This is a genomic window from Streptomyces sp. NPDC004561 (genome assembly GCF_053602155.1).
The window spans coordinates 1-14,329 of sequence record NZ_JBSGDB010000215.1 but is presented as its reverse complement, the minus strand read 5'-3'; the positions used below and the strand labels follow the sequence as shown (position 1 = coordinate 14,329).

At 72.3% G+C, this 14,329-nt stretch carries 8 protein-coding genes and 2 pseudogenes; 6 read left to right on the top strand and 4 right to left on the bottom strand.

Translation table 11 applies throughout. The annotated features are described in order from the left end of the window. A pseudogene (locus tag ACWEN3_RS25600) lies at positions 1 to 1,675 on the top strand (hypothetical protein); the annotation flags it as partial. A 45-nt stretch (positions 1,676 to 1,720) separates the two neighbouring features. On the opposite strand, the gene ACWEN3_RS25595 reads toward ACWEN3_RS25600, so the two are convergent. Then, positions 1,721 to 2,254, bottom strand: a complete 534-nt coding sequence (locus ACWEN3_RS25595; RefSeq protein WP_452975325.1) for a hypothetical protein — start codon at positions 2,252 to 2,254, stop codon at positions 1,721 to 1,723. 420 nt (positions 2,255 to 2,674) lie between these two features. Between ACWEN3_RS25595 and ACWEN3_RS25590 the strand changes: the two genes are divergently transcribed. From ACWEN3_RS25590 to ACWEN3_RS25570, 5 genes are read left to right on the top strand one after another with little or no spacing between them, the layout of a single operon-like run. Next, entirely contained in the window at positions 2,675 to 5,488 is a 2,814-nt protein-coding gene (locus ACWEN3_RS25590) for a nitrate- and nitrite sensing domain-containing protein (protein WP_452975323.1), read from the top strand. Continuing rightward, positions 5,485 to 5,919, top strand: a complete 435-nt coding sequence (locus ACWEN3_RS25585; protein ID WP_452975320.1) for a roadblock/LC7 domain-containing protein — start codon at positions 5,485 to 5,487, stop codon at positions 5,917 to 5,919. Before ACWEN3_RS25590 ends, ACWEN3_RS25585 begins: the two co-directional genes overlap by 4 nt. A 9-nt stretch (positions 5,920 to 5,928) precedes the next feature. Then, positions 5,929 to 6,324 carry a DUF742 domain-containing protein gene (locus ACWEN3_RS25580; protein ID WP_452975317.1) on the top strand — a complete coding sequence of 132 codons (396 nt, stop codon included), beginning with the start codon at positions 5,929 to 5,931 and terminating at the stop codon, positions 6,322 to 6,324. Between the two features lie 24 nt (positions 6,325 to 6,348). Then, the gene (locus ACWEN3_RS25575; RefSeq protein ID WP_452975315.1) at positions 6,349 to 10,026 is read left to right on the top strand and encodes a hydantoinase B/oxoprolinase family protein; all 3,678 of its coding nucleotides are present in this window, start codon (positions 6,349 to 6,351) and stop codon (positions 10,024 to 10,026) included. After that, on the top strand, positions 10,007 to 10,612 hold the full coding sequence (locus ACWEN3_RS25570) for a GTP-binding protein (RefSeq protein WP_452975312.1): 606 nt from the start codon (positions 10,007 to 10,009) through the stop codon (positions 10,610 to 10,612). The genes ACWEN3_RS25575 and ACWEN3_RS25570 overlap by 20 nt, the downstream gene beginning before the upstream one ends. Positions 10,613 to 10,692: 80 nt before the next feature. Here ACWEN3_RS25570 and glpK read toward each other — a convergent pair whose 3' ends face one another. The 3 genes and pseudogenes from glpK to ACWEN3_RS25555 all read right to left on the bottom strand — a co-directional run. Next, positions 10,693 to 12,213, bottom strand: coding sequence for a glycerol kinase GlpK (gene glpK / locus ACWEN3_RS25565; protein ID WP_452975309.1), 1,521 nt, complete (start codon positions 12,211 to 12,213; stop codon positions 10,693 to 10,695). Positions 12,214 to 12,330: 117 nt separating this feature from the next. Beyond that, positions 12,331 to 13,080, bottom strand: coding sequence for an MIP/aquaporin family protein (locus tag ACWEN3_RS25560; protein WP_452975306.1), 750 nt, complete (start codon positions 13,078 to 13,080; stop codon positions 12,331 to 12,333). 346 nt (positions 13,081 to 13,426) lie between these two features. Next, a pseudogene (locus tag ACWEN3_RS25555) lies at positions 13,427 to 14,248 on the bottom strand (GGDEF domain-containing protein); the annotation flags it as partial. Positions 14,249 to 14,329: the final 81 nt, after the last annotated feature.

Here is a 14,329-nt window from a genome sequence, read left to right as displayed (position 1 = left end):
GTTCTGGCACTGGGCGGTGTACGACATTCCCGCATCCGTGCACGAGCTGCCCGCCCTGCGCGAGGCCTACCGCGCCGCGTCCCAGGTGTACGAGAAGGTCGGTGTCGGCGCCGATCTGCGCGCCGAGCAGGCCCGCGCCGAGAGCGACGAGAGCGCCGCCCGAGCCGAACTCGACCGGCTCAGCAACAAGGTCCGCACCCGCGCCGAGCAGCTGCTCCAGTCGCCCGACGGCTCCGACGGACCCTCCCGGCAGGCGGCGGCCGCGCGCGCGGAGGAGCTGGTGCAGCTCCTGGAGACCCGTATGTCGACGGCGAGCGAGCAGCTCGGCCGGCTGCGCGGCGAGGCCGAGCGGCACGCGCCCGAGGACGGCGAGGCGCACACCGAGCTGTCCGAGGAACTCGTCCCGCGCGACGCCGAGCACGCCCAGGCCCTCCTGCGCACCGCCACGGGCGAACTCACCGCCCGCACCGAGGCGCTGGCCGAGGCCCGCGAGGCGCACGCCGAACTGCTGGAGGGCCACCGGGCCGCCGAGGACGCGGCCGGCGGCTTCGACGAGATCGCCGCGATGCTCCGCGACCTGCTGCGCGAGCACGCCCCCGAGGAGGAGCAGGAGGAACCGGAGCCGTACCCCGGCAGTCTGGAGGAGGCCCGGCACTCCGCCGCCGAGGCCCGCCGCTCGCTGCGTGGCTGCGCCGCCGACCTGTCCGCCGCCGAGGCGGCCGTACGCGAGGCGAGCGATGTGCTGGTCCGGCACGCCAACTCCACGCGCTACGAGCAGGTCCGCACCCCCGCCCGCCAGCAGATCCGCGAGCTGCCCGCCTCCGCGCTGCCCGAGCACGCCCAGAAGTGGGCGGACGCCTTCGCGCCCCGACTGCGCGTCCTGACCGACGAGTTGGCGCAGCTGGAGCGCAACCGGGACTCGATCGTGGACCGGCTGCGCGGGCTCGTGGAGTCGGCCCTCGCGACGCTCAGGTCCGCCCAGCGCCTCTCCCGGCTTCCCGAGGGGCTCGGCGAGTGGTCCGGCCAGGAGTTCCTGCGCATCCGCTTCGAGGAGCCCGACCAGGCCACGCTCACCGAACGGCTCGGCGAGGTCATCGACGAGGCCACCCGCGCGGCCGTGCGGAAGAACTCCGACCTGCGCCGCGACGGCATGTCCCTGCTGCTGCGGGGAGTCGCGGCGGCGCTGCAGCCGAAGGGCGTGGCGGTCGAGATCCTCAAGCCGGACGCGGTGCTGCGGGCCGAGCGGGTGCCCGTCGGGCAGATGGGCGACGTGTTCTCCGGCGGCCAGCTGCTGACCGCCGCGATCGCCCTGTACTGCACCATGGCCGCGCTCCGGTCGAACGACCGGGGCCGGGACAGGCACCGGCACGCCGGCACGCTGTTCCTGGACAACCCGATCGGCCGCGCCAACGCCACCTACCTGCTGGAACTCCAGCGGGCCGTGTCCGACGCGCTCGGCGTACAGCTGCTGTACACCACGGGCCTGTTCGACACCACCGCGCTGGCCGAGTTCCCGCTGGTCATCCGCCTGCGCAATGACGCCGACCTCAGGGCCGGCCTGAAGTACATCAGCGTGGAGGAGCACCTCCGGCCCGGCCTGCCCCAGCAGCCCCGGACCGGCGAAGCGGTGCACAGCGAGATCACGGCGACCCGGATGTACAAGCGGCCGGCATAGCCGTCAGGCGCCCTCCCCCTTCGGGGCGGGCCACCGGCGGGGCGGTCAGGAGTGCGACAACTGCCCGGTGCCGCCTCGCCGGCCTATCCGCTCCTGCTCCCGCTGGGCCGTCTCCTCGTGGCGCCGACGGGCATGCCGCTCGCGGCGGAGTGCCCGGGCGGTGCTGCTGGGCTCGGAGACGACACCGTTCCGCTGGTTCCACACCTGGCGGGTCACCCAGACGTCGACCACGGCCCACGTGGCCACCACCGTGCTCACCACGCTGCTGATCACCATGGGGAACGCCAGCCAGGACCCGGCCATCGTGCACAGGAACGCCACCATCGCCTGGATCAGCGTCACCGCGATGACGATGAGCGCCCGCACCGCCGCCGTGCGCACCGGGTCGGGTATGGGATGCCGGCGCGCGGGCTCCTCCACCCACAACGGCCGGTAGCCGCCGTCCTGTTCGTCCTCCATGGACTCCCCGGCGCGCTCCTGTGCCGGGATGCCGTGCCCCGCCGCATGCTGTCCCCGCCGCTTCGCCGAGCGCTCCGCCACGCTCTTCCCGGGCGCCTCGCGCCGCTCCACCGTGCCCATCACCGTGTCACTCCCCACCGCCTGCAGACCGCTTGCCCCGATGTCCGAAGACCCCGACTCCCCTGTGGCTGCCCGGCTTGCGCTGTTTTACGCCGCCGGGGTGCGGGATGCGGCTCCTGTGGCCCATTCCGCCCCCGTTTCCCGTAGAGAAGGACGCACGGGAGCGCACGAAGATTCCCAATCGGCGAAAAATTCCAGCCAACCGCCCGTCCGTGCCGACTCGTCCGGTCCCGGCGCGCCCCGCCGGATCGCGGGGGCAATCTCACGCAATGCCCGGACAACTCGCCCTGTCCCGAGGCCGGTACGGAAGTTCACCTTCCGGACAGGTCTTCGAGTTAGGTGTGAGGCGGTAGTAGGCTCGCGCCGTTTGTTGACGCACATGTGCACCCCCGGCCGGCGGGGGTCGAGCTGGGGGAGGCCATGCGCTTTCGCGGGAAGTCGATCCGCCGGAAGATCGTGGCGCTGCTTCTCGTGCCGCTGCTGTCCCTGACCGCCATCTGGGGCTTCGCCACGGTGGTCACGGGGCGCGATGCCGCCCGGCTGTTCCGGGTGTCGGACGTCGTGCAGGACATCGGCTACCCGGCCGAGGACACCGTCCGCGTGCTCCAGCAGGAGCGCCGCCAGACCCTCGTCTACCTCGCCGACCCGCGGGCCTCCGACACCCTCTCCGCTCTGCAGCGCACCCGCACCGCCACCGACCGGGCCATCGCCAGGTTCCGCAGGAACGCGGGGAACCACCACCTCCTCGACGGCCTGAACACCGGCGACAACGAACACCTCACCGCCGTCCTGGACGCCTTCGGCGGGCTCGACTCCCTGCGCCGCAGCGTCGAGGGAGGCACGGTCACCCGCGCCCAGGCCCTCGACCTCTACAACCGCCTCGTCGACCCCTGCTACGCGCTGCTCGCCACCCTCGACGGCATCGACGACGTCGAGATGGACAAGCAGTCCCGCGCGCTGGTCAACATCAGCCGCGCCCGCGAGCTGCTCTCCCGCGAGGACGCCCTGATCGGCTCCTCCCTCGTCGTCGGCCGGCTCACCCAGGACGAGACCCGCGACATCTCCGACCTCGTCGCCCAGCGCACCCTCCTGTACGACATCAGCCTGCCGGTGCTGCCCGCCGCGGAGCACGAACGCTACGAGCGCTTCTGGAACAACGCCGGCACCGCCCCGCTGCGCGCGGCCGAGCAGTCCGTCGTCGACACCGGTTCCGGCACCCCCCGCGACGTCACCGCGAGGAGCTGGGACTCCGCCGCGGCGGGCGTCCTCCACGACCTCGGCACCCTCGACGACCAGGCGGGCGACCGTTTCCAGAACCGTATGCACCCCGTCGCCATGGGCGTCATCACACAGGCCGCCGTCGCGGGCCTGCTCGGTCTGATCGCGGTCCTGGTGTCCATCGTCCTCTCCGTCCGGATCGGCCGCGGCCTCATCCGCGACCTGCGGCAGCTGCGCCTGGACGCGCACGAGGCGTCCGGCGTACGCCTGCCCAGCGTGATGCGCCGTCTGTCCGCCGGTGAACAGATCGACGTCGAGACCGAGGTACCGCGCCTCGAGTACGACAAGAACGAGATGGGCGAGGTCGGTCAGGCGCTCAACACCCTTCAGCGCGCCGCCGTCGAGGCCGCCGTCAAGCAGGCCGAACTGCGCGCCGGTGTCTCCGAGGTCTTCGTCAACCTCGCCCGCCGCAGCCAGGTGCTGCTGCACAAGCAGCTCACGCTTCTCGACACCATGGAGCGCCGGACCGAGGACACCGACGAACTCGCCGACCTCTTCCGCCTGGACCACCTCACCACCCGTATGCGCCGGCACGCCGAGGGCCTGGTGATCCTCTCCGGCGCCGCACCGTCCCGGCAGTGGCGCCGCCCCGTGCAGCTGATGGACATCGTCCGCGCCGCCGTCGCCGAGGTCGAGGACTACGAGCGCATCGAGGTCCGCCGCCTCCCGCGCGTCGCCGTCACCGGTCCGGCCGTCGCCGACGTCACCCATCTCGTGGCCGAACTCCTGGAGAACGCCACGGTCTTCTCGCCCCCGCACACCGCCGTCCAGGTCATCGGCGAGCGGGTCGCCAACGGGTTCACCCTGGAGATCCACGACCGGGGACTGGGCATGACGGCCGAGGCGCTCCTGGACGCCAACCTGCGCCTCGCCGAAACCCCCGAGTTCGAGCTCTCCGACACCGACCGGCTCGGCCTGTTCGTGGTCAGCCGCCTCGCCCAGCGGCAGAACGTCCGCGTCTCCCTCCAGCCGTCGCCCTACGGCGGCACCACCGCCGTCGTCTTCATCCCCGACGCGCTGCTGAGCGACGAGGTCCCGGACACCAACGGCATCGGCTTCCGTCTCGACCGGGAGCGTCCCGCGAAGGACAGAGGGCAGACGACGGGCCGGGCCGCCGGACGCCCCCGGGCGCAGTTGCAGCTGCCCGGCCTGCCGACCTCCGTGCTGGACGGCCCGGTGGAGCTGGAGGCGCCCGTCGACCTCGACGCGCTCGACGAGTTCCCCGGCGTCCTGGCGGACGAGGACAGCGAGCGCGGCGGGCTCTTCCGCCCCCGCCGCACCCTGTCCCGCGCCGACGACCCGGCCGACGGCCTCGGCGAGGACCAGGGGGTCTCCCGGCCGGACGACGGGGAGGCGCAGGACGAGTCCGGCGACCGGGGGCTCGTACCGCTGCCGCGGCGGCAGACACCCAAGCTGGTCAGCTCGCACGGCAAGCCGGTCACCGACCAGCGCTCCCGCCAGCCAGGACCGGGCCGGCAGACCTCCGCGGGCCCGCAGAGCGCCGACACGGGCCCGGCGCCGCTGCCCCACCGCCGCGGCACGGCCGCCCGGCGCCCGGCCGAGCTCACCGAACGCGTGGAGGAACCCCGGCCCGCCCCGCCCGGCGGCGTCGGCGAGGCTCCCGGGGTCCCGGGACTGCCGAGGCGGATCCGGCCCACGACGACCGCCTCCACCGAGGGCGGCCCGGCCCGGCCCACCGGCGGCGCGGGTGCGGAACCAGGCCCCGGGCCACTGCCCCGGCGCGTACGGCAGGCCAGCCTGGCCCCCCAGCTCAGGCAGGAGACCGAGCGGCGCACCGAGCCTGCGGAACAGCCCGCCGACCGCGACGCCGAAGAGGTCCGCAGCCGGATGGCCTCGCTCCAGCGCGGCTGGCAGCGCGGCCGCGACGAGAACGCCGCGGGCGACGGGACCCGGAACGGCACAGCACCAGGAACGACAGAGGGGGACGGTCGATGACCGCACCGAAGGCGACCGGCCACACGGCGACGAACAACGGCGAGCTGAACTGGCTCCTGGACGACCTCGTCGACAGGGTCGCCAGCATCCGCAAGGCCGTCGTACTGTCCGGCGACGGCCTGCCCACGGGCGTGTCCAAGGATCTGACCAGGGAGGACGGCGAGCACCTGGCAGCCGTCGCGTCCGGCTTCCACAGCCTCGCCAAGGGCGTGGGCCGCCACTTCGAGGCCGGCAGCGTCCGGCAGACGGTGGTCGAGCTGGACGAGGCCTTCCTGTTCGTCACCGCCGCCGGGGACGGCAGCTGCCTCGCGGTGTTCTCGGACGCCGACTCCGACGTGGGTCAGGTCGCCTACGAGATGACCCTCCTGGTCAAGCGGGTCGGCGTACATCTGGGCACCGCTCCGCGCACCGATCTGCCCGCAGGCGGGTAGTGGGATGGCATGAGCGGAGACGGTCAGGGAAGAAGCCACTGGTTCGACGACGAGGCCGGACCGGTCGTCCGTCCGTACGCCATGACGCGCGGCCGCACCACGAGTGCGGCCCAGCACCGCCTCGATCTGATCGCGGTGGTCGTCACCGAGCCCGGCGCGGGCGACCCGGAGACGGATCCGACGCTGTCCCCCGAGCACGTGGAGATCGTCGGACTCTGCCGGCAGGCCCCGCAGTCGCTCGCCGAGCTCGCCGCGGAACTCGATCTCCCCATCGGTGTGGTGCGGGTCCTCATCGGCGACCTCGTGCACGCGGAACTCGTCCATGTCACGCGGCCGGTACCCCCGGCGGAGCTGCCCGACGAGAGTATTCTGCGCGACGTGATCAACGGCCTCCGGGCGCTGTGACCGGCGCGGAATCGGAGTAGTGACGTGACAGGCTGGCAGTTCTGGGTCGACCGAGGCGGCACCTTCACCGACATCGTCGCGCGCCGTCCGGACGGCCGGCTGCTCACCCACAAGGTCCTGTCCGACAACCCGGCCCTCCCGCACTCCCGGCATCGCCCGAACGGGGCCGGCCAGGTCACCGACGCGGCCGTCGCCGGCATCCGCGCACTCCTCGGCGACTCCCCGGAGCCCGTCGAGGCGGTCCGCATGGGCACCACGGTCGCCACCAACGCACTCCTGGAACGCAAGGGTGAACGCACCCTCCTCGTCATCACCCGCGGCTTCCGCGACGCCCTGCGCATCGCCTACCAGAACCGGCCCCTCATCTTCGCCCGCCGCATCGAACTGCCCGAACTGCTCCACGACCGGGTCGTCGAGGTGGACGAACGCGTCGCCCCCGACGGCACCGTGCTGCGCGCCCCCGACCTGGACGCCCTCGCGGAACCACTGCGGCAGGCGTACGACGACGGGATCCGCGCCGTCGCCGTCGTCTGCCTGCACAGCCATCTCCACCCCGCGCACGAACGCGCCGTCGGTGAACTCGCGGCCCGCACCGGATTCCCGCAGATCTCGCTGTCCAGCGAGGTCAGCCCGCTGATGAAACTCGTCCCGCGCGGGGACACCGCCGTCGTGGACGCCTACCTGTCGCCCGGCCTGCGCCGCTATGTGCGGCACGTCGCCGACGAACTCCACGGCGGCGTGCGGCTGATGTTCATGCAGTCCAACGGCGGCCTGACGGAGGCCGGACAGTTCCGCGGCAAGGACGCCATCCTCTCCGGGCCGGCCGGCGGCATCGTCGGCATGGCCCGGATGTCGCAGCGCGCGGGCCACGACCGGGTCATCGGCTTCGACATGGGCGGCACCTCCACCGACGTCTCGCACTTCGCGGGCGACTACGAGCGCGTCTTCACCACACAGATCGCCGGAGTCCGGCTGCGCGCGCCCATGCTGGACATCCACACCGTCGCGGCCGGCGGCGGCTCCGTGCTGCACTTCGACGGCTCCCGCTACCGGGTCGGCCCCGACTCGGCCGGCGCCCACCCCGGCCCGGTCTGCTACCGGGCCGGCGGCCCGCTCACCGTCACCGACGCCAACGTGATGCTCGGCCGCATCCAGCCCGACCACTTCCCGGCCGTGTTCGGGCCCGGCGGCGACCAGTGCCTGGACGCCGCCCTCGTCCGCGACCGGTTCACCGCCCTCGCGCGCGAGATCCACGAGCGGACCGGCGACGAGCGCACTCCGGAACAGGTGGCCGAGGGCTACCTGCAGATCGCCGTCGCCAACATCGCCAACGCCGTCAAGCGGATCTCCGTGCAGAAGGGCCACGACGTCACCCGGTACGCGCTGACCACCTTCGGCGGGGCGGGCGGCCAGCACGCGTGCCGGGTCGCCGAGTCGCTCGGCATCCGCACCGTCCTCGTACCGCCCATGGCCGGTGTCCTCTCCGCGCTCGGCATCGGCCTCGCCGACACCACCGCCATGCGCGAACAGTCCGTCGAGGCCCCGCTGGAGGCCGCCGCGATGCCCGGCGTCTCCAAGACGGCCGACGACCTGGAGGCCGCCGCACGCGCCGAACTCGCCGCCGAGGACGTCCCGGAGGACCGTATCCGGGTCACCCGCCGCGCACAGCTCCGCTACGACGGCACCGACACCACGCTCACGGTCGAGCTGGCCGAGCCCGCCAGCATGAGGCACGCCTTCGAGGAACGTCATCGCGCCACGTACTCCTTCACCCTCGACCGCCCGATCGTCGTGGAAGCCCTCTCCGTCGAAGCCACCGGCATCACCGCACCCCCCGATCTCTCCGCCCTCACCCCGTACGAGGGCCGGTCCGCGGCCCCCGAGGCCGTCCGCCTCCACACCGGCGGCTCCTGGCGCGACGTACCCCTCCACCGCCGCGAGGCCCTTCCTCCCGGCGAGACCGTCACCGGCCCCGCGATCGTCACGGAGGCCGGCGCCACCACCGTCGTCGACGACGGCTGGCGGGCCGCGGCGACCGACGACGGGCATCTGGTCATGGAACGCGTGGCGATCACGCAGAGTTCCGATCTCGACACGAAAGCCGATCCGGTTCTGCTGGAGGTCTTCAACAACCTCTTCATGTCGATCGCCGAACAGATGGGCGCCCGGCTGGAGTCCACCGCCCAGTCCGTCAACATCAAGGAACGCCTGGACTTCTCCTGCGCCCTGTTCGACCCGGACGGAAACCTGGTGGCCAACGCCCCCCACATCCCGGTCCACCTGGGCTCCATGGGCACCAGCGTCAAGGAGGTCATCCGCCGCCGGGGCGCCTCGATGCGGCCGGGCGACACCTACGCCGTCAACGACCCGTACCACGGCGGCACCCACCTGCCCGACGTCACCGTGATCACCCCGGTCTTCGACACCGACTCCGCGCCGGACACGGAGAGTCACCCGGAGATCCTCTTCTACGTGGCCTCCCGCGGCCACCACGCCGAGATCGGCGGCATCGCCCCCGGCTCCATGCCGGCCCACAGCCGCACCATCGAGGAGGAGGGCGTCCTCTTCGACAACTGGCTCCTCGCCGAGAACGGCCGCTTCCGCGAGGAGGAGACGCGCCGCCTGCTCACCGAGGCCGCCCACCCCTCCCGCAACCCCCGCACCAACCTCGCCGACCTGCGCGCCCAGATCGCCGCCAACCGGAAGGGCGTCGACGAGGTCCGCCGCATGATCGGCGAGTTCGGCCTCGACGTCGTCCAGGCCTACATGCGGCACGTCCAGGACAACGCCGAGGAGGCCGTCCGCCGCGTCGTCGACGCCCTCGCCGACGGGGAGTACGCCTACGAGACCGACTCGGGCGCCGTCATCCGCGTCCGCGTGCGCGTCGACCGTGCCGAGCGCCGCGCGACCATCGACTTCACCGGCACCTCCGCGCAGCTCGCGACCAACTTCAACGCCCCGTTCGCGGTCGTCAACGCGGCCGTCCTGTACGTCTTCCGCACCCTGGTCGCCGACGACATCCCGCTCAACGACGGCTGTCTGCGCCCCCTGGACATCGTCGTGCCGCCCGGCTCGATGCTCGCCCCCGAGCCCCCGGCCGCCGTCGTCGCCGGCAACGTCGAGACCTCCCAGGCCATCACCGGCGCCCTCTACGCCGCGCTCGGCGTCCAGGCCGAGGGCTCCGGAACCATGAACAACGTCACCTTCGGCAACGAACGCCACCAGTACTACGAAACGGTCGCCTCCGGATCCGGCGCGGGTGACGGTTTCCCCGGCGCCGACGTCGTCCAGACCCACATGACCAACTCCCGCCTCACCGACCCCGAGGTCCTGGAGTGGCGGCTGCCGGTCAGGCTGGAGGAGTTCGCCGTACGGCGGGGGAGCGGCGGCACCGGACGGTGGCGCGGCGGCGACGGAGCCGTGCGACGCATCCGCTTCCTGGAGGCCATGACGGTCTCCGCCCTCTCCCAGCACCGCCGTGTGCCCCCGTACGGCATGGCGGGCGGCGCGCCCGGAGCGCTCGGCGCCAACCGCGTCGAACACACGGACGGCACGGTCACCGACCTCGGCGGCAGCGGCTCCGCGGACGTCGCGCCCGGCGACGTACTCGTCATCGAAACCCCCGGTGGCGGCGGCTACGGCCGACCGTCGCCCGGACCCCGTCAAGCAGGAGAAGAGAACGATGGCCTTCGAGCGTTCTGAGCGCGGCAAGCCACCGGTCGAGCCCGTCACGCTCAAGATCCTGGTGGCCGGTGGCTTCGGCGTCGGCAAGACGACCCTCGTCGCCTCGGTCAGCGAGATCAGGCCGCTGCGCACCGAGGAGCTGCTCACCGAGGCCGGCCGCCCGGTCGACGACACCAGCGGTGTGGAGGGCAAGAACACCACGACCGTGGCCATGGACTTCGGCCGCATCACCCTGCGCGAGGACCTGGTGCTGTACCTGTTCGGCACACCCGGGCAGGAGCGGTTCTGGTTCATGTGGGACGAGCTGTCCGAGGGCGCGCTCGGCGCAGTCGTCCTCGCCGACACGCGCCGCCTGGAGGACTGCTTCGCCGCCGTCGACTACTTCGAGCGGCGTTCCATCCCCTTCCTGGTCGGCGTCAACTGCTTCGAGGGAGCAGCCCGTTACCCGGCCGAGTCCGTCCGCTCGGCGCTCGACCTGGACGACGACGTGCCCGTCGTGCTCTGCGACGCCCGCGACCGCGAGTCGGCCAAAGAGGTGCTCATCGGCGTCGTACAGCACGCGATGGAGTACGCCGCCGACCGCCGCCGGCCCGTCGTCGGCTGACCGGCCGGCACGGCCCGGACCCCCGCCGACCGGGGTACGGGCCGTGGTCCTGTGGAGCGGCACGCGCGCGTACGGTGGCGCTACGCGTCGGTCTCCTCCAGCCAGCCGAAGCTCTTCTCCACCGCCTTGCGCCAGTTGCGGTACTCGCGGTCGCGCACCGACGCCTCCATCGCGGGCGTCCACTCCGCGTCCTTGCGCCAGTGCGACTTCAGCTCGTCCAGGTCGTTCCAGACACCGGTGGCCAGACCGGCCGCGTAGGCGGCGCCCAGACAGGTCGTCTCCGACACCCGCGGCCTGATCACCGGCACACCGAGGACGTCCGCCTGGTGCTGCATGAGGAGGTTGTTCTTCGTCATGCCGCCGTCGACCTTCAGGGTGGTGATCCGCACCCCGGAGTCCTGGTACATGGCGTCCACGACCTCCCGGGTCTGCCAGCTCGTCGCCTCCAGCACCGCGCGGGCGAGGTGCGCCTTCGTGACGTAGCGGGTCAGCCCGGTGACGACTCCGCGCGCGTCGGAGCGCCAGTACGGCGCGAACAGGCCGGAGAACGCGGGCACGATGTAGGCGCCGCCGTTGTCCTCGACGCTCGCCGCCAGTGTCTCGATCTCGTCGGCGGTGCGGATGATCCCGAGCTGGTCCCGGAACCATTGGACGAGGGCGCCCGTTATCGCTATGGACCCCTCCAGGCAGTACACCGGCGCCTCCCCGCCGATCTTGTAGCCCATCGTCGTCAGCAGCCCGTTCTTGGACGGCACCGGCCGGTTGCCGGTGTTCAGCAGCAGGAAACTGCCGGTGCCGTACGTGTTCTTCGCGGTGCCGACGTCGTAGCAGGCCTGCCCGAACACGGCGGCCTGCTGGTCGCCCAGCGCCGAGGCCACGGGCACGCCGGCGAGCTGCCCGACCGCGGTGCCGTACACCTCGGCCGAGGACCTGATCTCGGGCAGGATCGCCTCGGGCAGGTTCATCGCGGACAGGATGGTGGGGTCCCACTGGAGGGTGTCGAGGTTCATCAGCATGGTGCGCCCGGCGTTGGTGACGTCGGTGACGTGCCGGCCGCCGTCGGTGCCGCCGGTCAGGTTCCAGATCAGCCAGGAGTCGATGGTGCCGAAGGCGATCTCGCCGCGCTCGGCGCGCTCCCTGAGGCCGGGCACCTGGTCCAGCAGCCAGGCCGCCTTGGGCCCGGAGAAGTAGCTGGCCAGTGGCAGCCCGGTCTGCTCGCGGAAGCGGTCCTGGCCGTCCGTGCCGCCGAGTTCGTGGCACAGGGCGGCGGTGCGGGTGTCCTGCCAGACGATCGCGTTGTGCACCGGTTTGCCCGTGACGCGGTCCCACAGGACGGTGGTCTCCCGCTGGTTGGTGATGCCGAGCGCGCTCAGCTGGTCGGCGCGCAGCCCGGCCTTGGCGAGCGCCCCCGCGACCACCGCCTGCACCTTGGACCAGATCTCGGTGGCGTCGTGCTCCACCCAGCCCGGCTTGGGGAAGATCTGGCGGTGCTCGCGCTGGTCGACGGCGACGATCGCGCCGCTGTGGTCGAAGACGATGCAGCGGCTGGACGTGGTGCCCTGGTCGATGGCGGCGACGTACTTCTCGGCGGTGTCCGTCATGGCTGTCCCTGGGTCGCTGGGTCGCTGGGTCGCTGGGTCGGGTCGCTGGGTCAGAGGGCCGCGTGGGGTCGGGGAGAACTGCGTGCGGGGCCGGAAGGCCGCGGGGGGATACGGGGATCAGAAGGCCACGTTGTAGATCAGGCCGGCGAGGGCGCCGCCGATCAGGGGGCCCACGACCGGGATCCAGGCGTAACCCCAGTCGGACGAGCCCTTGTTCGGTATGGGCAGGAAGGTGTGCACGATGCGCGGGCCGAGGTCACGGGCCGGGTTGATGGCATAGCCCGTGGGCCCGCCGAGGGAGAGCCCGATACCGACGACCAGCAGCGAGACGATCAGCACGGTGGTCCCTGACTCGCCGAGTCCCTTGGTCAGCCCGAAGGCGAGGATGGGCAGTACGAGCGCGATGGTGGCGATGATCTCGGTGATGAGGTTGGCGACCGGGTTCCGGATCTCCGGGATCGTCGAGAAGATGCCGAGGGTCGGCACCGGTTCGTCGGCGGTGCCCTCGGTGGTGCCCACCTTGGGCTCGTTGGCCTGGAACTGGGCGAGATACACCAGGTACGCCAGCACGGCGCCGAGCATCGCGCCCACGAACTCGCCGAGCAGATACACCCAGACTTTGTCCCACTTGCCGGTGTCGATGGCGATGCCGATGGTGACCGCGGGGTTGAGCTGGCCACCGGAGAGGGGAGCGGCGGTGTACGCGCCGGCGAGCACGCCGAGGCCCCAGCCGAACGCGATGACGATCCACCCCGCGGCCCGCGCCTTGGAGTATCTGAGGGTGACCGCGGCGCAGACACCGGCACCGAACAGGATGAGGATCGCGGTGCCGATGACTTCGCCGACGAAAATGTCTCCGTTGCTCATGGCGGCTCCCTTGGCGCGGTAGGGGGCGAACGGGCCCCGGCCCTCCGTGCAGGACGGTTCCTTGGCGACTTCAGCCGGAGGTGGGGAGGTCCCCGCGTCCCGCCCGGCGTCCGTGCGAGCGTGCCGTCGCAGCCGGATCACCATGAGGGACGGGCCGTGGAGCAGGACAGACCCGTGGCGCAGTGCCTGATAACACCGAGAATGCGCGGCGATGTCGGCTGACACCGGGAAGTGTTCACCGGCGTCCCGGGGGCGTCAAGGTTGCCGACGGACCCGATGACAGGGACCCGCCCGGAGGCCTCCGTACCGCCGGGGGTACCTCAACCAACGTATACAGGCGTTCCGTTCACCACCGCGGATCGGCGGTCGCGTAGTCCGCCTGCGCCGGTACCGCGCCGCCGCGCCGGACCTCGTGGCCGGTCCGCCCGGCCCGCCCGAGCACCCAGCTCGCTCCGTGCAGCGCCTTGGCCGCCTGCTTCAGCGGGGCGAGCTGGGCGGCGGCCTGGCGGTGGTCGCTCACGCTGCCCGGACCGCACACGACGGTCGCCAGCGACAGTGTGACCGGCCGCCCGCCCGCCGACCAGGGCGCGTCGAGCACCGTGGCCACGAGCGGAGCGAGGGCCTCCTCCTCGGCCAGCACCAGGAAGTCGTCCCCGCCGATGTGTCCCACGCGCGCGTGCCCGGCGACCGACTGCGCCAGCGCCCGCCCCACGGACCGGATCAGTTCGTCGCCCGCGGCGAAGCCGGCGCCGTCGTTCACCTGCTTGAAGTGGTCGATGTCCAGCCAGCTGAGTGCGAAGGTCCGCCCGTCGGCGATTCTGCGGTCCACCTCGCTCGTGATCGCGTCCGAACCGGGCAGCCGGGTCAGCGGATTGAGTCCTGCGGCCTCCTCGACCCGGTTCTCGGCCAGCGCCCGCACCAGGTCCGCGAGCCGTACGACCCCCGCGCACCGGCCGTGTTCGTCGACCACCGTCACGTCGTCGGAGGTGCGGTCCCGGCCGCCGACCGCGACCACGTCCAGCACCTCCCAGGCGGTGGCGTCGACACCCACCGTGCGCGGCGCGTCGCCCAGCTTGGCGGCGGGCCGGTCGGCGTACAGGGCGTGCCCGTAGCGTCCGGACATCGACAGCAGGAAGCGTGAGCGGTGGACCGACCGGACGGGCCTGCCTTCAACGACCCGATGACGAACCTCGCCGTCAACTTCGTGCCGCAGGGCATCGGCGCCGACCTCATCGCCACCATCGAGGGC